A 22,051-nucleotide genomic window follows, 5' to 3' on the forward strand; every position below is an offset into this window, starting at 1 on the left:
CCCGCGCCCATCGGCAACCAGCGGGAGGCATGAGTGTTGACGAATACAGGTGAACCAACGAACGGAGAAAATCATGGCCAAGAAGGTTGGCGTAAAAACCAGGAGCGCCCAAATCGGCGTTCGAATCAGCCCCCGCGCTAAGTACATGCTCGATGTAATGGGTCGCATCCAGCGCAGAACAATGAGTGGAGTTATCGAATCGGCTCTTTTGGCTTATGCCAAGTGCGACGAAGAACGCTTAGCCGACCAGACATGGTCAACGGATGAAAGCGAACGATTGCTCAACCTTTACCTAGTAGCGCCTCACCTCCTGTCATTCGACGAAGAGATTGAGGCCAAGCGGCTAATCGCAGCCAAAGCAACCGCCTAACCCCAAGCAATGGAGGCCGCCAATCGTCAATGATCTCTGGGTCGAGATCGATGCCCGCAGCGCCGGTAACGGTGGGCGGCACCCGGCGCCGGTTGCGGTCAGCTTAGGCTGACTGTGCGATGAGAGCCTTCCAACGATGTCGGACGCCAACCCCGCAGGTGCGAGACACCTAGCATAAGGTATGCGTTCTCACTTCTTGGGGAGGTAGTACGAGCACATATCTGGAAGCTTAGATACGACGACAGAGTTGCTCATATTGAACGCCAACGATTGGATTTTTGCTTTGGAAGCTGGATCAGCTTTGACTCGGCGAACTTCTGCTCTAAGCGACTCGGTCGTCTCCGGATCGCTATTTAAAGCGTTCTCAACGCTGCTATTCGAATCTGGATTGGCCTTGACGCAAAGGCTTTCAATGGCCAGCAAATTGACGGCGTTTTCGGTGTCGTCCTCTGCTGCGCTTGCCAAGGTACTTGCGACCGAGGAAACGCTCAATAGCAGAAGCGCTGCAGTAATTCGCTTTAAAAACATCATTGATCTCCCTGAAAAAACTGAAATTTATCATAGCGCTATTGATTGACGATTTTCCAGTTTTCCCCCGCATAGACACCTCCCCACCCACTACCAACAACCTTACCGGTCAGGTGCCCGACAGACCTATTTATGCCGGGATTCAAAGACGGCCACTTCAAATACGTCGCTTACACCGACTAACCCACCCAGCCGCCTCGGAGGCGACCATGAACGCAGCATTGAAGATATGCCAGGAGCGTTACGACGCTCAGTTGCCTCCAGAGGTCAGCGAGAGCGACGAGGTGACGGACTGGCTTGAGCATTCGGCGGAGCGCCTGGTGTGCGGCGTCGACATCAAGTGGAAGCGCCGCTACGGCCAGCCGCAGGTGGTGACGTTCGACCGGTTCTGCACTGTCCTGCAAGGCCATCTGAACCAGCGCCAGATCGACGGCCTGGACCAGCGCGATTCGTTTGCCCGCCTGCTGCTGTCGGCAATGCTCGGCAGCCAGAGCGATGCCCGCGCCCACGCTGCCGACTTGCTGGGCCAGCAGCGTCCGATTGAGGCGGTCGAGAAGATCGCTGTGGCGCTGCTGAGGCCCTATGCCGAGGACGCTGTAGCGGCGGAACGGGAAGAGCGCGAAGACGATGTGGATGCAGACCTATGAGCCCTCACATCCTGATCGATGAGGCGCTGGAGGCCCTGGAGCATCCCAGCAGTGAACCAGGCGCCCAAGCCGTCGTGGTGCGGATGATCACCAACATGCTCACTGGCGACGCAATCACCGTCGAGGAGTTCAACCATTACTGCCAGCGGCTGCTGAAGATCACCACGCAGCGCAAGGAGGACGCATGACCACCGCACCGGTTAAATCGCTAATCGACGAGCAGCTCGACGACGTGGAGGCCAAGCTGATCATGCTGGGCTTCGGCCTCCCCTTCAATGAAGTGATCGGCCAGCCGCGTGAGCGTGCCGTGGCCACCCTGCCGAAGCGCCTTACAGCAACCATGAAGGGCGGGCGGATCGCGGTGAGGGTTCGGCCGCGACCACCCGCCAGCGCACCAGGCGCCTACTGATCTGGCGCGGCTCTTTCTCTGCCCTCTCCGTCTGCACCTTCCTGATGTTGCTCAGCGCCCTCGCTGACCGAATCACCCAATAACCAACACCTTCAATCGCTGCGAGCATCGCGGCAAGGATTCCCCATGTCGACAAACATGCAGATCTGGGAAAAGGTCAGCACGACCGACACCCGCTACACCAAAGCTGCCGAGGTTGGCGGACAGAAGATCACCAGCCTGAACGGCACGGCGATGATCATGAAAGCCACGGAGATATTCGGGCCTGTCGGCATCGGGTTTGGGTGGTCAGTCATGGAGGAGCGCTTCGACGCAGGCTCAGAAATGGCCAGCGGCGAAGGCGACAAACGCCTCGTACTGGGTCGAGAGCTCAACCACACCATCAAGATTCGCTTCTGGTTCGAGCTGGACGGCAAGCGCGGCGAGATCGAGCAGTACGGCTGCACTCGCTACCTCTACAAATCGAAGTTCGGTACGACAACCGATGGCGAGGCGCCGAAGAATCGCTGACCGATGCCATCAAGAAATCGCTATCTATGCTCGGCTTCAGCGCCGACGTGTTCCTGGGGATGTTTGACGACGCGGAGTACGTCAATCAACTGAAGGACGAAGAGCTGATTGAACACGCCGAAGACCAGGAGGCCGAGAGGGCTCGCCAGCAGCAGGAGCGCCTGGACTACATCAAATCGGTTATCGACACGATGGTCGGAGCCCAGTCCCCCCAAGAGCTGAAAAAGATCCATGACGTTGCGGTACGCAAACTCACTCTGCGCAAGGACACCAAGGGCGCCGAGCGTATCTCGCTGGAATGGAAGCGAATCACCGATGCCGATAAGGAGGCTGCAGCATGACCCAGCTCTACACACTCACCGGCAAGCTGGCCGAACTTCAAGCAATGGCTGACACCGACGACGAGGGGTTGAAGGAGGCTCTGCAGTACGCCATGGAGGAGATCCAGGGCGAGTTCGGCGATAAGGCTGAGAGCGTCGTCATGCTGAGTCGGAACATCCAAGGCGACATCGACGCAATAGACAAAGAAGTCGACCGGCTGAATGAGCTCAAGCGCATCCGGAAGAATACCGTAGGCAAGCTCGACGAGTACTTGCGCAATAACATGGAGGCCTCCGACATCAAGACGATCAGGCGACCGTTGTTCACGATCACTCTGGCTTTGGCGCCCGAAAAGGTCATCGTCGATAAAGAAGACGATATCCCGGATGACTTCATCGACACCAAAACCGTGTTCTCTCCCGACAAGCGTGCTATCGCGACCAAGCTCAAGGAAATCCGAGATCACAACGCAGCCGTAACAAAGCGTATGGCGGCCGGTGAGGATGCGGAGCACGAACTTTTACCCGAACCAGCCTGGGCTCACCTGGAGCGCGGCGACAGTTCAATCCGCATTAAGTGAGGCCCTCATGATCAGCAACTACCTCAGCCTGGTCGAGGCACTACGCCCGGCCTCGGATGAACTGGCGGCCCAGGTCGCCCGGTTTCTGGCCGGCGGCGGCCAGATCGAAGAAGCGGCGCCCATCGGGTATAAGCCCAAACCCATCACCTACAGCAACCAGATGCCGCCAGCGCTGAAGCCATTTGTTCGACGGCGGGTTGAGGCGACTCCCCTGCCCCCTGCACTCAAAAGATATACGCCAGCAGGAACGCGACGAGCTTGCCGAGCGTATTCGGGAACTGGGAGCCACGCACACGCAAACGGAGGCATCGGTTGCCTTGGGCCTGAGCCGGCGCACCCTCTACAGCTTCGCGAAGGAGTACGGCATCGCCTTCAAGAAGCCAACCCGGGGCGGCGCCAACGGCGCAGTTCGAAGCGAACAGGTTCAGGCCCGCGACGCGAAGTACGCCGAGCGGATTCGCGCCTTCCTGGAACTGGGCATCACCCGGCGCCAGTGCTGCGGCAGGCTGGCGATCGGCAACAAGGCCTTCGAGCGGATCATCGCCGCCCATGGTATCGATTACCCAAAACGATCGTAGAAACATGCCGGAAACGCTAGATTTCGAACATCGTAAACAAGCAAAACCCCATCATCAAGGAGCAAAGGAAATGCTAGAAAACATTAACGAAGCGGGTATCACCAGTCAGGTCGTCGACAATATCTCAGCACTTAAGGCACTCGTTACGGCGAGTGACGCGGTTTATGTGCTTGGATATTACGTGCCTGGAGATGGAGGTGGAGGTGTCTATCGCAGGGATCCCGACGATGTCACTACACCGGACAATAAAGGAAGCGTGATCGTTGGTGACAACGGCACTTACCGTTGGAAGCTTTGCCAAACTACGCCTTATACCCTTAAACAGTTCGGCTGCAAGGGCGACGGAATCACTGACGATACCGCCGGGTACCTGGCTTGCTTCAGCACTGGACTCCCTGTACATATTCCGTCTGGCCGATACAAGGTAGCGCCGATTGGACCGGCCGCTGTCTACCCGGAAGGGCGGGAGCCGAATCGGACCTCCGCCGTGACGCTAGGCACCGGTCAGAACGTTACAGGAGAAGGTGCGGGCTCGGAATTAATCTGGGGCAACACTACCAAGCAGGCATTTTTCAGAGTAGTTAACGCCAAGAATATTGTGATCTCGGGCATCAAATTCACGGGCGGCTACTCTGCGATTATCATCGATCCGACTGCTGATGGATCGGTTGACGATGTAGGGCTTAAAAACTGCACCCTAGATGGGCAGTTGATCGGTTTGCTCGGCGGTCGCCAGTACGCATTGGACCCCACTGGATCCAAGTACTGCTCGAATATCTGGATAGAAACCTGTGACCTTCGAAATATTGTCGTTCACGGCATGGTCGCTACCAACTGTTATCGCCCAAGAGCCACGAGTAATAACTTTGAGTCCTTCACTGGCGGCTTTTGCATAGACTTCTCCCAGGGAACTCGCGGGGGAATTATCAGCAACAACACTGGCAACAATGTTCTGCACTTCTGCAAAGTAGAGTCGTCAAATATAGGCTTGAACGGGCAACCACTACTTCCGGATGCGACAACCGTCGCAAGCCGCGACTGTCTTATTACTGGAAACAACATTACGGGAATACAGCAACTAGGCATTTTCTTTAACAGCGGCACTGACAGACTGATTGCATCTTCCAATAGCCTGCAAGGCTCGTTCACTGTCGCGATAAGCGTCGGCTCGGTCACGGGCTTTACACACGACGGCCAAATTATCATTTCGAATAACATCCTGAAGTTGCTGTCCATAAATGCCATCGGTATTAGGTCCCAGCTCAATACAGCGACACAGCCCCCCCTGATTGAAGGAAATAGCATCAGCGGAGGCTCAATTGGTATTGACTGGCAAACACCACAGGCAAGGTTTGTCGGCAACAATATTACGTCCATCAATACCGGAATCCAGATAAGCGCGGCCGTTAAAAACATCGACTTGCTTAACAACCACATTACTGCTTCCTCCGCTGTAGCGGGTACCGGGACCGCTGCATGGAAGGGGCTAAGGGCTAGAGGCAACACGATCAATGTCACGGAATGGTCGTTTTACTTAGGGACTATTGGAAGCCTTGGATTTTCTGAGTTTTTCGACAATAGCGTAATCAATCAAACCACGCGGGCCAACGGGTCGTTGTTGATCAACAATCCAAGCTCAACACGTTTCGCCATGAACACATTTAATCTTCCGCCTGCATCAGGAGGGTCAATTGTCACCATCGGCAGCGCAACAAAGTGTTCATTGCTAGGCAACATTTCTACAGTGGGTTTTAAAATGGCGGCTCCCGATGCCACAACCACAGCCCAAACGTTGAATAACATCACGGATGCAAGCTACATCGCCTGATACTCGGACACCATTGAGGAGTGGCATCCCGATATTCAAAAGCACTGAGAAGGCCCATGCCACTACCTCGATATGGTCGATACGGTAACTGGCTGCAATCGCTCATAGTAGTAACCGTTCCTCATATCCGAGTACCGAAAAGCCTGGATCCGGGCCGACCAAATAGCAGATTGGTCAGCCCGGATCCAAGTCGATGACACAAGGTAGCCACATAGAAAAATTCACACCTGTTGCCCACGTGAACCGCATCAACAACCAGGTGCGGCAGCGCCGGCGGCAGGCATGGCTTGATTTGCCAGCACATGAAATCGAAGAGGTAGGCCATGGCCAAGGACAACGCGCAGATCCAGCGGGACAAGCGCGCGAAAGAGAAGGCGCTGCTCGACCGGATCGGCGCCGAGAAGCGAACGCTGATTGTCTCGAAAGCGCTCGATGATGCGCTTCAAGTGCTGGGCGAACGTCACGACTTTGAAGAGTGGCAGGAGACGGTCTCGACGCTACTGATCAACCTGGCAGCAGCGCCCGCCGAAGAATCTGCCCGCTTCACCACCATGTCGCGACCTGTTTTCGAGGTTACTGAAAAGCAGTCGCGACAGCTTGAAGAGTTCCGCAAGACCGGCATCGAACCCGAATAACCCACCCTACTCGCTGCATGACGAAAAGAAGATCGAGTACCTGGAGGTGGGCGCCGAATTGGCGTTCTGAGGTGGGAGTTTTGCAAAAGTTTTGCAAATTCCAGGCAACAAAAAAGGGCCCACCTTTCGGTGAGCCCTTCTAGACCGCCCAGCAGAGCGGATTTTGTTTGGTAGGCGCGATTGGACTCGAACCAACGACCCCCACCATGTCAAGGTGGTGCTCTAACCAACTGAGCTACGTGCCTGCTGTGAGGCGGCATTCTACGGAATTCCCGAGGGGTGTCAACACCTTTTTTGCAGCTAAGCCTATGAATATGCGAATTTTTTATTTGTGGCCAGCACAACCGTATTTTCCGGCGGCTGGCAGCGGATTTTCAACTCAGGTAGGATCGGCGCACTCGTAAAAAATATAAAACAGAGGTTCCAGGATGGCGAACACCCCCTACCCCCAGTCGTATTACGCCGCGTCTGCGAATGCGGTACCTCCTCGCCCAGAGCTGCAAGGTGAAGTCGAAACCGATGTGTGCGTGATTGGCGCCGGTTATACCGGCCTGTCCAGTGCGCTGTTCCTGCTGGAAAACGGCTTTAGCGTGACAGTGCTGGAAGCTGCCAAGGTAGGCTTTGGCGCGTCGGGCCGTAATGGTGGGCAGATCGTCAACAGCTACAGCCGTGATATCGATGTGATCGAGCGCAGTGTCGGCCCCCAGCAGGCGAAATTACTCGGCGACATGGCATTTGAAGGCGGCAGGATCATTCGGGAGCGGGTGGCCAAGTATCAGATCCAGTGCGATCTGAAGGACGGCGGTGTATTTGCGGCACTGAACAGCAAGCACATGGGCCACCTGGAGTCGCAGAAGCGCCTGTGGGAGCGCTACGGCCACACCCAGCTGGAGCTGCTGGACGAGCGGCGCATTCGAGAAGTGGTCGCCTGTGACAACTATGTGGGCGGCCTGCTCGACATGAGCGGCGGGCACATTCACCCGCTGAACCTGGCGCTGGGCGAAGCGGCAGCCGTGGAGTCCCTGGGCGGCACCATTTATGAGCAGTCGGCGGCGACTCGCATCGAGCGCGGCGCCAATCCGGTGGTGCATACGGCGCACGGCAAGGTCAGGGCCAAGTTCATTATTGTCGCGGGCAACGCCTATCTGGGGAACCTGGTTCCGGAACTGGCGGCCAAGTCGATGCCGTGTGGTACGCAGGTGATTACCACCGCACCACTGGGCGATGAACTGGCGAAGACGCTGCTGCCACAGGATTACTGCGTCGAGGACTGCAATTACCTGCTGGACTACTACCGCCTGACGAGCGACAAGCGCCTGATCTTCGGCGGTGGCGTGGTGTACGGCGCGCGTGACCCGGCGAATATCGAGGCGATCATCCGGCCGAAGATGCTCAAGGCCTTCCCGCAGCTCAAGGACGTGAAGATCGACTACGCCTGGACCGGCAATTTCCTGCTGACCTTGTCGCGCCTGCCGCAGGTCGGTCGCCTGGGGGATAACATCTACTACTCCCAGGGCTGTAGCGGCCATGGCGTGACGTATACCCACTTGGCGGGCAAGGTACTGGCGGAAGCGCTGAGAGGCCAGGCAGAACGTTTTGATGCGTTTGCCGGCCTGCCGCACTACCCCTTCCCCGGCGGACAACTGTTGCGCACGCCGTTTGCGGCGCTGGGGGCCTGGTATTACGGGTTGCGGGACAAGCTGGGATTCTGACCCCGGACCACGGGGCTGGCTTGCCGGCCCCTGTACTTGCCGCGCCGGCACCCAATCGCAGACACAAAAAACCCCGGTCTTTCGACCAGGGTCTTTGCTATCGATCCAACCAAGCCAGCGGCTTGCTTTGGCGTCTCAGGGCGTTCAGTGGGCCCTGGAACAGATATGGCGCAGCGGACGGGACTCGAACCCGCGACCCCCGGCGTGACAGGCCGGTATTCTAACCGACTGAACTACCGCTGCGTATCGCTCAGACTGCTGAAGTGTCACCTTCAACCGCCTTCAAACATCTGACTGACCAGCCTTGGCTGTTCAATCTCAAATCTGAAACATCAGACCTGGAAAATATGGCGCAGCGGACGGGACTCGAACCCGCGACCCCCGGCGTGACAGGCCGGTATTCTAACCGACTGAACTACCGCTGCGTATCGCTCAGACTGCTGAAGTGTCACCTTCAACCGCCTTCAAACATCTGACTGACCAGCCTTGGCTGTTCAATCTCAAATCTGAAACATCAGACCTGGAAAATATGGCGCAGCGGACGGGACTCGAACCCGCGACCCCCGGCGTGACAGGCCGGTATTCTAACCGACTGAACTACCGCTGCGCGTCGGTGCAACCTTTAACGTTGCGTCTTGCCCTAGGGCAAAACTCTCAAGAAGTGGTGGGTGATGACGGGATCGAACCGCCGACCCTCTGCTTGTAAGGCAGATGCTCTCCCAGCTGAGCTAATCACCCTTTGCTTCGTTGAGGCCGCGAAATTTACGCAGGTAGCGGACCTAAGTCAATAGCCTGCTTGAAGTTTTTCTGAAAAAGACAAAATGGCTTCAGGACCGCGACCCGCCCTACTCGGTGTAAATCATCTTCTTGCTCATGCCGCCGTCGACGACGAACTCTTGCCCGGTGACAAACCCGGCATTGCGCGACAGCAACCACGCCACCATCGCCGCTACGTCTTCCACAGTGCCTACCCTGCCCGCCGGGTGCTGGGCGTGATCCGCATCCGTCAGCGGCTCGGCACGGCGTGCAGCCGGGTCACGGGCATCGATCCAGCCCGGGCTGACGGCATTGACCCGTACTTCCGGCCCGAGGCTGATAGCCAACGCGTGGGTCAGGGCCAGCAAACCGCCCTTGCTCGCCGCATAGGCTTCGGTGTCCGGTTCCGACTGGCGTGCCCGGGTCGACGCCAGGTTGACGATGGCGCCGCCGTGGGCCCGCAGGTAGGGCGCACAGTGCTTGGCCAGCAACATGGGACCACTGAGGTTCACCGCCAGTACACGATTCCAGTAAGCCAGGTCGAGACTTTCCAGGGTGATGTTGCGCGGGTCGGCCACAGCGGCATTGCACACCAGCGCATCCAGGCGCCCGAACTGGCCAAGTACCTCGGCCACGCCCTGGGCAACCTGCCGCTCATCGGCCACGTCCATGGTAATAAACCAGGCGTTGTCGCCGAGCACCTTGGACACCTTGGAACCGCGCTCTCGGTCCAGGTCCGTCAATACCACCTGCCAGCCTTCGCTGATCAACCAGGCGGCAATCCCCAGGCCGATGCCCCGCGCCGCGCCGGTCACCAGCGCGACCCGCCCGTTACTGGCGCTCGCCGCCTCCATGGACCACTCGATCACAGGGCAGCCAACCCACGGGCCAGGTCGGCCTGCAGGTCAGCGACGTCTTCCAGGCCCACCGCAATGCGGATCAGGCTGTCACGGATCCCGGCAGCTTCACGCTCCTGCGGCGCCAGGCGGCCGTGGGAGGTGGTGCTCGGGTGAGTGATAGTGGTCTTGCTGTCACCCAGGTTGGCGGTGATGGAGATCAAGCGAGTCGCATCGATAAAGCGCCAGGCGCCCTCTTTGCCGCCCTTGACCTCGAAACTCACCACGGCGCCGAAGCCACGCTGCTGGCGCTGGGCCAACTCGTGTTGCGGGTGGCTCTTGAGGCCGGCGTAGTGGACCTTCTCGATACCGTCCTGCTGCTCCAGCCACTCGGCCAGGGCCTGGGCGTTGGCACAATGGGCCTTCATCCGCAGGCTCAGGGTCTCCAGGCCTTTAAGGAAGATCCAGGCGTTGAACGGGCTCAGGGTCGGGCCGGCGGTGCGCAAGAAGCCCACCACTTCCTTCATCTGCTCGCTGCGGCCGGCAACCACGCCCCCCATGCAACGGCCCTGGCCGTCGATGAACTTGGTGGCCGAGTGCACAACGATGTCTGCGCCCAGCTTCAGCGGCTGCTGCAATGCAGGGGTGCAGAAGCAGTTGTCGACGATCAGCATCGCGCCCTTGGCGTGGGCCACTTCGGACAATGCGGCAATGTCCACCAGCTCGGCCAATGGATTGGACGGCGACTCGACGAACAGCAATTTGGTGTTGGCCTTGATGGCCGCGTCCCAGCCGGACAGGTCCGCCAGCGGCACGTAGTCGACTTCAATACCAAAACGCTTGAAGTACTTTTCGAACAGGCTGATGGTCGAACCAAACACGCTGCGCGATACCAGGACGTGGTCACCGGCACTGCACAGGCTCATGACTACCGCGAGAATCGCGGCCATGCCCGTGGCAGTGGCGACAGCTTGCTCGGCGCCTTCCAGCGCGGCGATACGCTCTTCGAACGCGCGCACGGTCGGGTTGGTGTAACGCGAATAAACGTTGCCCGGCACTTCACCGGCAAAACGCGCAGCGGCGTCGGCCGCAGTGCGGAACACATAGCTGGAGGTAAAGAACATCGGGTCACCGTGCTCACCTTCCGGGGTGCGGTGCTGGCCGGCGCGCACAGCCAGGGTATCGAAAGCTACGCCATCGAGGTCGCTGTCCAAGCGACCGGCATCCCATTCCTGACTCATGCTCTACTCCTCAACTCGAATGCTTTATCAAAGATACAAAACCGGCCCCTCAGGGCCGGTGTCTACTCAGTTGTTGTACAGGTCGATGATCGCGCTGACCGCCTGGGTCTTGATCTTCGAGGAATCGTTACGGGCCTGCTCGATCTTGTTCAGGTAGGCCTCGTCGACATCGCCGGTGACGTACTTGCCGTCGAACACCGCGCAATCGAACTCCTCGATCTTGATCTTGCCACCACCGACGGCTTCGATCAGGTCCGGCAGGTCCTGGTAGATCAGCCAGTCGGCGCCGATCAGGTCCGCAACGTCCTGGGTCGAACGGTTATGGGCGATCAGTTCGTGGGCGCTCGGCATGTCGATGCCGTACACGTTCGGGTAACGCACGGCAGGCGCGGCGGAACAGAAGTAAACGTTCTTCGCACCGGCTTCGCGGGCCATCTGGATGATCTGCTTGCAGGTGGTACCGCGTACGATGGAGTCATCCACCAGCATCACGTTCTTGCCGCGGAATTCCAGCTCGATCGCGTTGAGCTTCTGGCGTACCGACTTCTTGCGCGCAGCCTGGCCAGGCATGATGAAGGTACGGCCGATGTAACGGTTCTTGACGAAGCCTTCGCGGAATTTCACGCCCAGGTGGTTCGCCAACTCCAGCGCAGCGGTGCGGCTGGTGTCCGGGATCGGGATAACCACGTCGATGTCGTGATCCGGGCGCTCGCGCAGGATCTTGTCCGCCAGCTTCTCGCCCATGCGCAGGCGCGCCTTGTACACCGAAACACCGTCGATGATCGAATCCGGACGCGCCAGGTAGACGTGTTCGAAGATGCACGGGGTGAGTTTCGGGTTCAGTGCGCACTGACGGGTGTGCAGCTTGCCGTCTTCAGTGATGTAGACCGCTTCGCCCGGCGCCAGGTCGCGAATCAGGGTAAAGCCCAGCACGTCCAGGGACACGCTTTCGGAAGCGATCATGTACTCGACGCCTTCGTCGGTATGACGCTGGCCGAACACGATCGGGCGGATGCCGTGGGGGTCGCGGAAACCGACGATACCGTAGCCGGTCACCATCGCCACTACCGCATAGCCACCGACGCAACGGTTGTGCACGTCAGTCACGGCAGCGAACACGTCTTCTTCGGTCGGCTGCAGCTTGCCGCGCTGGGCCAGCTCGTGGGCGAACACGTTCAGCAGTACTTCGGAGTCCGAGTTGGTGTTGACGTGGCGCAGGTCAGATTCGTAAATCTCCTTGGCCAGTTGTTCAACGTTGGTCAGGTTGCCGTTGTGCGCCAGGGTGATGCCATAGGGCGAGTTGACGTAGAACGGCTGGGCTTCGGCCGAAGTCGAGCTGCCCGCTGTCGGGTAGCGCACGTGGCCAATGCCCATGTGCCCGACCAGGCGCTGCATGTGGCGCTGATGGAACACGTCACGCACCAGACCATTGTCCTTGCGCAGGAATAACCGGCCGTCGTGGCTGGTCACAATACCGGCAGCATCCTGGCCGCGGTGCTGGAGGACGGTTAGCGCGTCATACAGCGCCTGATTCACGTTCGACTTACCGACGATACCGACGATGCCACACATGCGACGCAACCCCTACTTAATGAATCTTGACTGAACACAACTTACTGAGGCGTTTTGGCCGGCAAGAGGTGTTCCTTGAACGGAAGATCAGCGGGTACGCTGATCCCGCTGGCCAGCCACTGACTGCTCCACCCCAAAATGAGGTTTTTGGACCAATCTGCAACCAATAGAAATTTTGGCACGAGTACCGACTCCTGCCACCACGAATCCTGCTGTACCGGCCCCAGGCTCAACAGCCCGACCGCCACGACCACCAGCAAGCCGCCACGCGCGGCGCCGAAGGCCATGCCGAGAAATCGATCGGTCCCGGAGAGACCGGTGACGCGTATCAATTCGCCGATAAGATAATTGACCATTGCCCCCACCAACAACGTGGCGATGAACATGATGGCGCAGCCCGCGATGACGCGAGCCGAAGGTGTCTCGATGTATCCGGCCAGGTAGACAGACAATGAACCGCCGAACATCCAGGCTACAACTCCTGCGATGATCCATGTCAGCAGCGACAATGCTTCTTTGACGAAGCCGCGGCTCAGACTGATCAAAGCGGAGATGGCGACGATTGCAACGATCGCCCAATCAACCCAGGTAAATGGCACAGTTCAGCCTACAGACGGATAAGGCGGCGCATTTTAGCAGAGCGCTGGGCTATCGGTAAGCTGTGATTGGCAGTGCATTTGAAATCAATGAGTTATAGGGGAAACCGGCCTGTTGCGGCACACCCAAAACACTTGTGGGAGCGGGCGTGCTCGCGAAGGCGGTGGGGCAGCCAATAAATCTGCTGACTGATACACCGCTTCGCGAGCAAGCCCGCTCCCACATTGACCGCATCCCAGCTTGAATCCTTGCAGCCTCAGCCTTTTTCGGGCTGGAAGCGAACCACAAAACCCTTGAGGTTCTGCTGGCGATCCAACAGGTCCCGCAGGCGATCGGCTTCAGCCCGCTCGATCAGCGGCCCGATGAATACCCGGTTCTTGCCATCGGCGCTGCGGATATAGGCGTTGTAACCCTGGGTGCGCAGCTTCTTCTGCAACGCATCAGCACTTTCGCGGTTAGCCAGGCTGGCCAGCTGGATCGACCAACTGATCGGCAAGCCATTCGGGTCAATACGGCTCTGGCCCACGTCCGGCTTGCCTGGTGCCGCAGGTTGCGGGGCCACAGGTTTTGGCGCTGGCGCCGGCGCCGCAGGCTTCGCAGCAACTGCAGGAGCAGCAGGCGCAGGCTTAACCACCGGCACGCTCGGCTGCACCGGCATCGACGGCGCTTGCTGTGCAGCCACTTCGTCATCGGTCGGCACCGGCTCTTCTTCCGGCAGCGCTTGCGGCTCGGGAACCACCACCGGCTCAACCTGAACCTGAGGCACCGCAGGCGCCTGGGGCGCAGCTGGCGCTTCAACGGTCACTTGGCGCTGCTCATCCTGACGGGAAAACAGCATCGGCAGGAAAATCACCGCCAACGCCACCAGAACCAGGGCTCCAACCATTCGCTGCTTGTATGCGCTATCCAGTAATGCCATGTGCAGCTTCCTCCGTGGAGCGCCGGGCCAACCATTCGAGCGCCTCGGCAACACAATAAAATGATCCGAACAACAGAATCTCATCCTCAGGCGTCGCAACCGCGCACTGGGCTTCCAGGGCGGCTGTCACGCTTGCATGGGACGTCACGGACGCGCCAAGGTTCTGCAAGGCAACCTGCAACTCGATGGCAGGACGACTGCGGGACGTATCCAGCGGTGCAACCGCCCAGGCCTGGACGTCGCCCAGCAAGGGTTCAACCACGCCGTCCAGGTCCTTGTCGGACAACAACCCGAACACCGCGAGGCGGCGACCGGCGGGCGGCGTGCGTGCCAGGCGCCTGGCCAGGTATTCAGCGGCGTGAGGGTTATGCCCCACGTCCAGCAGCAGGTTCAGGCGCTTGCCCTCCCAGTCGAACGTGCGCCGGTCAAGGCGCCCCACCACGCGAGTAGCCTGCAACGTAGCGGCAATCTGCTCGGCATGCCAGGGCAAATCCAGCAACAGGTAGGCTTGCAGCGCGAGCGCGGCGTTTTCCATCGGCAGGTTCAGCAGTGGCAAGTCGCGCAACTCGACGGTTTGACCGCGCGCGTCAAGCCCGCGCCATTGCCAGAATTGGTCGCCAATCTCGAGATTGAAATCACGCCCGCGCAGGAAGAACGGGCAATCCAGCTCGCGCACCTTGTCCAGCAAGGTATGCGGCGGGTCCAGGTCGCCGCACAGTGCAGGCTTGCCCTGGCGGAAGATCCCGGCTTTTTCATAGGCCACGGACTCACGGGTGTTACCCAGGTAGTCCGCATGGTCGACGCCAATACTGGTAATCAGCGCCAGGTCGGCATCCACCACGTTGACCGTGTCCAGACGCCCACCCAGGCCGACTTCCAGCACCACTACATCCAGCTGCGCACGCTCGAACAGCCAGAACGCCGCCAGGGTGCCCATCTCGAAATAGGTCAGGGAAATCTCGCCACGCCCGGCATCAAGTGCGGCGAAGGCTTCGCAGAGTTGCTCGTCAGTGGCTTCGACGCCATTGAGCTGCACCCGCTCGTTGTAGCGCAGCAGGTGCGGCGAGTTGTACACGCCGACCTTCAGGCCCTGGGCTTGCAGCAAGGCCGCGACAAAGGCGCAGGTAGAGCCCTTGCCGTTGGTGCCGGTCACCGTGATCACACGCGGCGCCGGCCGGCCCAACCCGAGGCGGGCCGCTACCTGTTGCGAGCGCTCCAGGCCCATGTCGATGGCTGACGGATGCAACTGCTCAAGGTAGGCGAGCCATTCGCCCAGGGTACGTTGGGTCATATGTTTGCAGGCACCGGTGGCACGACAATCGGCTCGATTTTAGGCGCGACGTACACAGGTGTCGGCAGGCCCATCATTTGCGCCAGCAGGCTACCCAGGCGCGGACGCAGTTCGCCGCGCGGAATGATCAGGTCGATCGCGCCGTGCTCAAGCAGGAACTCGCTGCGCTGGAAACCTTCCGGCAGTTTTTCGCGAACGGTCTGCTCGATAACACGCGGGCCGGCAAAGCCGATCAGCGCCTTCGGCTCACCGACGATCACGTCACCCAGCATCGCCAGGCTGGCGGACACACCGCCGTAGACCGGGTCGGTCAGCACGGAGATGAACGGAATACCTTCTTCGCGCAGACGCGCCAGTACCGCGGAGGTCTTGGCCATTTGCATCAGCGAGATCAGTGCTTCCTGCATCCGCGCACCACCGGAGGCGGCGAAGCAGATCATCGGGCAACGGTTTTCCAGCGCGTAGTTGGCGGCACGTACGAAACGCTCACCGACAATGGCGCCCATCGAGCCGCCCATGAAGGAGAATTCGAAGGCCGAAACCACCACCGGCATGCCCAGCAGCTTGCCGCTGACGGAAATCAGCGCGTCCTTTTCACCGGTCTGCTTCTGGGCCGCGGTCAGGCGGTCCTTGTACTTCTTGCCGTCGCGGAACTTCAGACGGTCAACCGGCTCCAGGTCAGCGCCCAGTTCGGAGCGACCATCGGCGTCGAGGAAAATATCAATGCGGGCGCGGGCGCCGATACGCATGTGGTGATTGCACTTGGGGCAAACGTCCAGGGTCTTTTCCAGCTCCGGGCGGTACAGCACCGCGTCGCAGGATGGGCACTTGTGCCAAAGACCTTCAGGAACCGAGCTTTTCTTCACCTCGGAACGCATGATCGAAGGGATCAGTTTGTCTACTAACCAGTTGCTCATGCTTTCTTTCTCCAGTACCGGTGGCTTGAACACAGCCCCGCGTATGCCCTTGAGCTAAATTCATATGTGGCGATGACACAAACTGGACGGGGTCAGACGTTCGACCAGCCATTTCCTGCCTGTGCCCTCAGCCTTCCAGACAACCTGCCGTGCAGGGTTGCCACTTCATTTCCGGGCCTCCCACAGGCGGCGCCGGGCTGTTTTACACAGTGGTAGTTATGGACGGCGGCAGACTGCCAGCCGTCACATCGTCCCGCTGCTGTCGCGCACGGCCTGCATGAATGCGCGAATCCTTGCGTGATCCTTGATGCCCTTGCCCTGCTCTACCCCGCCGCTGACGTCCACGGCATACGGCCGAACCTGCTGGATGGCACTGGCCACGTTGTCCGGATTCAGGCCGCCCGCGAGGATAATCGGCTTGCTCAACCCCTCGGGAATCAACGACCAGTCAAACGCCTCGCCCGTACCACCGGGAACGCCTTCGACGTAGGTGTCGAGAAGAATCCCGCGAGCCCCGCCATAGGCAGCGCATGCCGCAGCAATATCGTCCCCGGCCTTGACCCGCAGCGCCTTGATGTACGGGCGCTGGTAGCTCTCGCACTCGTCCGGGCTCTCATCGCCATGGAACTGCAGCATGTCCAGTTGCACGGCGTCGAGGGTTTCATTGAGCTCGCAGCGGCTGGCGTTGACGAACAACCCCACGGTGGTCACGAACGGTGGCAATGCGGCAATGATCGCCCGCGCCTGCAAGACATTCACCGCCCGCGGGCTTTTGGCATAAAACACGAAACCGATGGCATCGGCCCCCGCCTCGACCGCCGCCAACGCGTCTTCTATGCGGGTAATCCCGCAAATCTTGCTGCGAACGGCAGACATGTCGATGAAACCTCAGGGCGTGTCCGGGAAAGTCCCGGATGGTAACAAATGCTTTTGAGGGCGTCAGCCGCCAAGTTCGCTGAAACCTGTGAGGAAGTGTGGCCCGATGAATCGCTGGGGCAATTCGAACTCGTCGCGGTACTCCACATCCACCAGGTACAGGCCGAACGGATGCGCCGTGACGCCGCCGGTACGGCGAATCCGGCTTTCCAGCACTTCCCTGGCCCATTCCACCGGGCGTTCGCCGGTACCGATGGTCATCAGCACCCCGGCGATATTGCGCACCATATGGTGCAGGAAGGCGCCGGCGCGGATATCCAGCACGATCATCTTGCCGTGGCGCGTCACCCGCAGGTGGTGGACTTCCTTGATCGGCGACTTGGCCTGGCACTGCCCGGCACGGAACGCGCTGAAATCGTGGATACCTACAAGATGCTGGGCCGCCTCGGCCATGCGCTCGGCGTCCAGCGGGCGGTGGTTCCAGGTGATTTCTTCGTTGAGATGGGCCGGGCGGATCTGATCGTTGTAGATCACATAGCGATAACGCCGGGCGATGGCCTTGAATCGCGCGTGAAAGTCCGCCGGCATTACCTTGGCCCAACTGACGCTGACGTCGTGGGGCAAGTTGATATTGGCGCCCATCACCCATGCCTTCATCGAGCGCTCGGCCTGAGTGTCAAAGTGCACCACTTGCCCGCAAGCGTGCACGCCGGCATCGGTCCGCCCGGCGCACATCAGCGACACCGGTGAGTCGGCGACTTTCGACAGGGCCTTCTCCAGGGTTTCCTGCACCGTCGGCACACCGGAGGCCTGGCGTTGCCAGCCACGATAGCGCGAGCCTTTGTATTCCACGCCCAGGGCGATTCTGAAAAAGCCTGCGGCCGCCATTTCGGCGGCCGCGTTATCTATATTTGCCAAGAACTGAGAGCCTGATGAGTTGCGCAAAGGCGGCCATTATAAGGCCGTGCGCCTGGGACGCCATGGGTTTGGTGCCTGGATGGCAAAACGGCAGCCCGAAGGCTGCCGTTGTATTTACCGCGCGTATCAAGCCAGCCGGCTGAGCATTTCCTTGGCCTCGCCCTTCTGACCGTCATCGCCTTCCTTGAGCACCTCGCCAAGAATGTCCCGCGCACCGTCGGCATCGCCCATGTCGATGTAGGCCTGCGCCAGGTCGAGCTTGGTGGCCACTTCGTCGGTACCGGAGAGGAAGTCGAATTCCGGCTCATCGCCACCCAACGCCGCGTCGTCGGCGGTGAAGGACGGTTCGATTGGCGGATGTTCCAGGCTTTGCGACAGGCGATCCAGCTCGGCGTTGACATCATCAAGCTCCGACGCAAACGCGTCCGGCTTGGCCGCTGCGGGCGCCTCGGGCTCGTCGGCCAGGGACAGGTCGAAATCCTCCGGCAGGTCGAGGTCGTCCAGGTCGGCCGGCGTCAGTGTCGGCGGCTCTACCGGCGGCAGGTCCTTCATCTGGTCTTCAAGGCCGGAGAGGAAGTCGTCGTCTGACTGGGTCGACGAGGGTGGATCGAGTTGCAGGTCCAGGTCGAAATCCGACAGGTCTTCCGCGCTGGCCTTGGCCTCGGTCTGCTGTTGCAGCACCGATTCAAAGCTCAGGTCGTCGTCCGACGTCGGGCGGACCACAGCTGGCGAAGCAGCCTCCAGATCGTCCAGGCTGAGGTCGAAGTCAGTGTCAAACGCGTCCGGCGCAGGCTCAGGTGCAGGCGGTGCCGGTTCGTCCTTGAGCAGGTCCTTGACGTATTGGGCGTCGAGAGCGGCAGCGGCAACGGCAGCGCTGACGCCTGCTGCGAACACGGCCATGGCCGGGAAGCGGCTTTTCAGCTGTTCGACCTGGGCATGGTTGTCGCCATTGGCGACCAGTTGGCGCTCCTGGGTGACAAACCCGTCCTTGTTGCCCTGCAAGCCGTGGACTTCCATCAGCTTGAGACGCAGGTCACTGCGGGCGGGCTCTTGCTTGATTGCATCTTCCAGCACTTCCGCAGCCTGGTTCAGGTGGCCACGGTCGATATGCGACTGGGCTTGCGCCAGGGCGTCGGTCGGACGCTGCACAGCAACAGGTGCGACCACCGGCGCAATCACCGGGGCAACCACCGCCGCCGGAGCTGGAGCTGGAGCTGGAGCCAGCTTGACGTTCGGCGGCGGTACATCAAGGCCTTCGAAACTGTCAGATGGCAGATCGTGATCAATGTTCGGCGCAAATTCCGGCTCTTCAGCCAGGGCCCGCGCCATGCGCAGGTGCTTTTCTTCTTCAAGGCGCGCATTGCGATGACGGGCCCACAGCAGCAGAAGCAACAGCACCAGCAAACCCGCTGCGCCGCCGATCACCCCCAGCACGATCGGGTTGGTCAGCAGGTCATTGAATTTACCTTCAGTGCTGGCAGGCGCCGCATCCGGCTTGACCGGGGTCTCGACCGGCGCAGCCGCAGGGGTTGCTGCCGGAGCTGCCGTTGCCGGCGCCGCCGGTTGTGCAGCCAGCTCGGCCGGCATCGCCGCCGTTGCAGCAGGCTGCGCCGCAGCGCCACCCGGGGTCTGCAACTTGGCCAGTTGGTTGTTCTTGAGCTCGATCAGCCGCTGCAGCTTGTCCAGCTGACTTTGCAGGTCAGCCATGCGGCTTTTCAGTTCTTCATTCTCGCGACGGGTCGAATCCAGGCTTTCCTGGGTCACCGCCAGCTTGTTGTTCAAGGCCCGGCTGTCGCCCGCCGCGCCCTTCCCGCCTTTCCTGGCCGCTTCGGCCGAGACCAGGCTCAAATTGTCCTTGGTATTGGTCTGCGACGGCGCATTACCCGCCTGGGTACGCTTGGTCGCGTCCAGCTGCGCCTTGCCGGCGAGCTGATTGCCGCCACGGCGGCCCTCGCGCCACGCCGCGTTTTGCGCCGTCACTTCAGCAATCGCCTCGGGCTGCGGCAGGCTGGTGCTTTGCCCCGAATCCGGCAGGCGCAGGACCTGGCCGGTTTTCATGCGGTTGATGTTGCCGTCGATAAAGGCGTCAGGGTTCAGCGCCTGAATGGCCAGCATGGTCTGCTGCACCGAGGCGCCATTGCGGTTTTTCGCGGCGATTTCCCACAAGGTGTCACGGGAAGTCGTGGTGTGTTCCTTGGCCTTGGTAACTGCCGGAGCCGTCGTCGCGGGCGCACTCAAGCGTGGCGCGGGTGCAGGTGCACCGGCGGCCGGGGTCGACTGGTCGAACTTGGCCGGGTCCAGCAGCACGCTATAGTCGCGCATCAGGCGGCCGTTGGGCCATTGCACCTGCAGCAGGAAACGCACGTAGGAATCCGGCAGCGGCTTGCTGGAGGTGACACGCACCACACTGCGGCCGTTGGGATTGACCACCGGGGTAAAGGTCAGGTCGTTCAGGAACGCCTGGCGATCGACGCCCGCATCCACAAAGGCCTGGGACGACGCGAGGCTGGGGGTGATCTCGGAGGCGGTCAGACCACCGACATCGAGCAACTCGATTTCCACCGACAGCGGCTGGTTCAGCTTCGACTTGAGGGTCATCTCCCCAAGCTGCAGTGCTTGCGCCATACCGGAGGACAGCGCCGAGGCGGCCGCTATTGCTAACACCAGTTTGCGAACTTGAACCATAGCCTCATCCTTTTTGAACACTCCCCGGCCGGCGAGAAGGTGGGTAACCGCTGCCATTAGGCATGGCGAGCCGATAGGTCACCGACGCGCAATTTTTCCAGCTTGGGGCCAAGCATAGCGCTTGGCTAGAATCAATCTACAAATTGCCGCCAAGTATCTTTTACACAAGGCCTTTTATCAACAACTGCGCCAGCTGTACGGCGTTCAGTGCCGCCCCTTTGCGTACGTTATCTGACGCCAGCCACATATTTAGTTCCGCGGGGTCATCAACACCGGCACGAACCCGGCCCACGTAGACCACGTCCTGACCGACCGCATCGCCCACAGCCGTGGGGTAATCGCCCTCTTCCACCAACTCGACACCCGGTGCCGAGTCCAGGGCACGGTTGACGGCAGCGAGATCCACCGCTGCCCCCAATTGCAGTGACACAGTCAGGCTATCGCCAAAAAACACCGGGGCTTGAACGCAAGTGACGGAAATCTTTAGCAAAGGCATTTCCAGCACGGCGCGCAATTCGTGCACCAGGCGTTTTTCCAGGGCGGTGTGGCCTTGCGCGTCAGGCTTGCCGACCTGGGCCAGCAGGTTAAAGGCCATTTGCCGGTCGAAGAACTTCGGCTCCAGCGGGCGCACATTCAACAACTCGGCGGTCTGCCGGGCGAGTTCGCTGACAGCCTCACGGCCCTGGGCGGAAACAGCGAGGTTGGCGGTGACGTTGACGCGCTGAATGTCCAGCAAGCCGCGCAGTGGCGCCAGCACCACGGCCAGGGCAGTGGCCGACGGGCTTGGGCTGCTGACCTGATAAGGTTTTTTCAGGCCATCGAGGATCTGCGCGTTGGCTTCCGGCACTACCTGCGGCGCCTGATCGGCCGGCAAGGCGCCGGACAAGTCGATCAGGGTGCAGCTCGCAGCGGTGGCGCGCGGGGCAAAACTCAAGGTGACCGCAGGGCCGGCGGCGAAGAACACCAGTTGGACTTTGCTGAAATCGAATTCATCGACTTCCCGCACCCGCACGTTCTTGCCACGAAACGGCACCGAATGCCCGGCCGACTCGCTGCTGGCCAACAGGTGCAGGCTGCCTACCGGGAAGTCCTGCTCTTCGAGGATCTGCACCAGGGTTTCGCCAACGGTGCCGGTGGCGCCGATCACGGCAATATCAAAGGTCTGGGTCATGGGGGCTGCCTCGGGCATTGCGGGGGGAGCGGCACTTTACCGGGTGGCTGGGGGTGAGGCAATTGGGCTGGGGCTTGTGGTGTGGCTGATGGCCTCTTCGCGAGCAAGCCCGCTCCCACATTTGATCGCATTTCAACTGAAGAAACTCGCTCGA

21 protein-coding genes, 5 tRNA genes and 1 pseudogene are annotated in these 22,051 nt (G+C 60.2%); 11 read left to right on the plus strand and 16 right to left on the minus strand.

Features of this window, described 5'->3' with window-relative positions:
• The first annotated feature begins 73 nt into the window (after positions 1–73).
• The 10 genes and pseudogenes from ACW9I6_RS19210 to ACW9I6_RS19255 all read left to right on the plus strand — a co-directional run bounded on the left by ACW9I6_RS19210 (position 74) and on the right by ACW9I6_RS19255 (position 6,406).
• On the plus strand, positions 74–370 hold the full coding sequence (locus tag ACW9I6_RS19210) for a hypothetical protein (RefSeq protein ID WP_003212721.1): 297 nt from the start codon (positions 74–76) through the stop codon (positions 368–370).
• Positions 371–626: 256 nt separating this feature from the next.
• A complete protein-coding gene (locus ACW9I6_RS19215; RefSeq protein WP_158244087.1) occupies positions 627–947 on the plus strand; it encodes a hypothetical protein in 321 nt (106 codons plus the stop codon).
• Between the two features lie 160 nt (positions 948–1,107).
• Complete coding sequence (locus ACW9I6_RS19220; RefSeq protein ID WP_003212717.1) at positions 1,108–1,545, plus strand: hypothetical protein; 438 nt, start codon at positions 1,108–1,110, stop codon at positions 1,543–1,545.
• Positions 1,542–1,733, plus strand: a complete 192-nt coding sequence (locus ACW9I6_RS19225; protein ID WP_102368932.1) for a hypothetical protein — start codon at positions 1,542–1,544, stop codon at positions 1,731–1,733. Before ACW9I6_RS19220 ends, ACW9I6_RS19225 begins: the two co-directional genes overlap by 4 nt.
• Complete coding sequence (locus ACW9I6_RS19230) at positions 1,730–1,954, plus strand: hypothetical protein (RefSeq protein WP_457339671.1); 225 nt, start codon at positions 1,730–1,732, stop codon at positions 1,952–1,954. Before ACW9I6_RS19225 ends, ACW9I6_RS19230 begins: the two co-directional genes overlap by 4 nt.
• A gap of 126 nt (positions 1,955–2,080) precedes the next feature.
• Positions 2,081–2,805, plus strand: a pseudogene (locus ACW9I6_RS19235) (hypothetical protein).
• Complete coding sequence (locus ACW9I6_RS19240) at positions 2,802–3,365, plus strand: siphovirus Gp157 family protein (protein WP_102606480.1); 564 nt, start codon at positions 2,802–2,804, stop codon at positions 3,363–3,365. Before ACW9I6_RS19235 ends, ACW9I6_RS19240 begins: the two are co-directional and overlap by 4 nt.
• A 317-nt stretch (positions 3,366–3,682) precedes the next feature.
• On the plus strand, positions 3,683–3,943 hold the full coding sequence (locus tag ACW9I6_RS19245) for a hypothetical protein (protein ID WP_080673251.1): 261 nt from the start codon (positions 3,683–3,685) through the stop codon (positions 3,941–3,943).
• Positions 3,915–5,771, plus strand: coding sequence for a hypothetical protein (locus ACW9I6_RS19250; protein ID WP_457339672.1), 1,857 nt, complete (start codon positions 3,915–3,917; stop codon positions 5,769–5,771). Before ACW9I6_RS19245 ends, ACW9I6_RS19250 begins: the two co-directional genes overlap by 29 nt.
• Positions 5,772–6,094: 323 nt before the next feature.
• Entirely contained in the window at positions 6,095–6,406 is a 312-nt protein-coding gene (locus tag ACW9I6_RS19255; RefSeq protein WP_102606034.1) for a hypothetical protein, read from the plus strand.
• A 168-nt stretch (positions 6,407–6,574) separates the two neighbouring features.
• Here ACW9I6_RS19255 and ACW9I6_RS19260 read toward each other — a convergent pair.
• Positions 6,575–6,651, minus strand: a tRNA-Val gene (locus ACW9I6_RS19260).
• 183 nt (positions 6,652–6,834) lie between these two features.
• Between ACW9I6_RS19260 and ACW9I6_RS19265 the strand changes: the two genes are divergently transcribed.
• Positions 6,835–8,118 (plus strand): NAD(P)/FAD-dependent oxidoreductase, encoded by a 1,284-nt coding sequence (locus tag ACW9I6_RS19265; RefSeq protein WP_008438740.1) that lies wholly within the window; start codon positions 6,835–6,837, stop codon positions 8,116–8,118.
• 166 nt (positions 8,119–8,284) lie between these two features.
• Here ACW9I6_RS19265 and ACW9I6_RS19270 read toward each other — a convergent pair.
• The 15 genes from ACW9I6_RS19270 to ACW9I6_RS19340 form a co-directional block, all read right to left on the minus strand.
• A tRNA-Asp gene (locus tag ACW9I6_RS19270) sits at positions 8,285–8,361 on the minus strand.
• A gap of 105 nt (positions 8,362–8,466) precedes the next feature.
• Positions 8,467–8,543 (minus strand) — tRNA-Asp (locus ACW9I6_RS19275).
• A gap of 105 nt (positions 8,544–8,648) precedes the next feature.
• Positions 8,649–8,725, minus strand: a tRNA-Asp gene (locus ACW9I6_RS19280).
• Positions 8,726–8,780: 55 nt separating this feature from the next.
• Positions 8,781–8,856 (minus strand) — tRNA-Val (locus ACW9I6_RS19285).
• A 107-nt stretch (positions 8,857–8,963) separates the two neighbouring features.
• On the minus strand, positions 8,964–9,728 hold the full coding sequence (locus tag ACW9I6_RS19290) for an SDR family oxidoreductase (RefSeq protein WP_003212687.1): 765 nt from the start codon (positions 9,726–9,728) through the stop codon (positions 8,964–8,966).
• 11 nt (positions 9,729–9,739) lie between these two features.
• Positions 9,740–10,951, minus strand: a complete 1,212-nt coding sequence (locus ACW9I6_RS19295) for an O-succinylhomoserine sulfhydrylase (RefSeq protein WP_008438742.1) — start codon at positions 10,949–10,951, stop codon at positions 9,740–9,742.
• A 66-nt stretch (positions 10,952–11,017) separates the two neighbouring features.
• Positions 11,018–12,523: an amidophosphoribosyltransferase gene (gene purF, locus ACW9I6_RS19300; RefSeq protein WP_003212683.1), complete on the minus strand. Its 1,506-nt coding sequence runs from the start codon at positions 12,521–12,523 to the stop codon at positions 11,018–11,020.
• Between the two features lie 41 nt (positions 12,524–12,564).
• Positions 12,565–13,122 (minus strand): CvpA family protein, encoded by a 558-nt coding sequence (locus ACW9I6_RS19305; RefSeq protein WP_003212681.1) that lies wholly within the window; start codon positions 13,120–13,122, stop codon positions 12,565–12,567.
• Between the two features lie 254 nt (positions 13,123–13,376).
• On the minus strand, positions 13,377–14,039 hold the full coding sequence (locus ACW9I6_RS19310) for an SPOR domain-containing protein (RefSeq protein ID WP_087693954.1): 663 nt from the start codon (positions 14,037–14,039) through the stop codon (positions 13,377–13,379).
• The gene (folC, locus tag ACW9I6_RS19315) at positions 14,023–15,330 is read right to left on the minus strand and encodes a bifunctional tetrahydrofolate synthase/dihydrofolate synthase (protein WP_457339673.1); all 1,308 of its coding nucleotides are present in this window, start codon (positions 15,328–15,330) and stop codon (positions 14,023–14,025) included. Before folC ends, ACW9I6_RS19310 begins: the two co-directional genes overlap by 17 nt.
• Positions 15,327–16,247, minus strand: a complete 921-nt coding sequence (gene accD, locus ACW9I6_RS19320; RefSeq protein ID WP_003212675.1) for an acetyl-CoA carboxylase, carboxyltransferase subunit beta — start codon at positions 16,245–16,247, stop codon at positions 15,327–15,329. Before accD ends, folC begins: the two co-directional genes overlap by 4 nt.
• 243 nt (positions 16,248–16,490) lie before the next feature.
• On the minus strand, positions 16,491–17,123 hold the full coding sequence (locus ACW9I6_RS19325) for a phosphoribosylanthranilate isomerase (RefSeq protein ID WP_003212673.1): 633 nt from the start codon (positions 17,121–17,123) through the stop codon (positions 16,491–16,493).
• Positions 17,124–17,186: 63 nt separating this feature from the next.
• Complete coding sequence (gene truA, locus ACW9I6_RS19330; RefSeq protein ID WP_003212671.1) at positions 17,187–18,011, minus strand: tRNA pseudouridine(38-40) synthase TruA; 825 nt, start codon at positions 18,009–18,011, stop codon at positions 17,187–17,189.
• Between the two features lie 156 nt (positions 18,012–18,167).
• Complete coding sequence (locus ACW9I6_RS19335; RefSeq protein WP_457339674.1) at positions 18,168–20,726, minus strand: FimV/HubP family polar landmark protein; 2,559 nt, start codon at positions 20,724–20,726, stop codon at positions 18,168–18,170.
• A gap of 160 nt (positions 20,727–20,886) precedes the next feature.
• Complete coding sequence (locus ACW9I6_RS19340) at positions 20,887–21,897, minus strand: aspartate-semialdehyde dehydrogenase (RefSeq protein ID WP_177021763.1); 1,011 nt, start codon at positions 21,895–21,897, stop codon at positions 20,887–20,889.
• Positions 21,898–22,051 lie beyond the last annotated feature (154 nt).

This window comes from Pseudomonas sp. SDO5522_S412 (genome assembly GCF_054071215.1).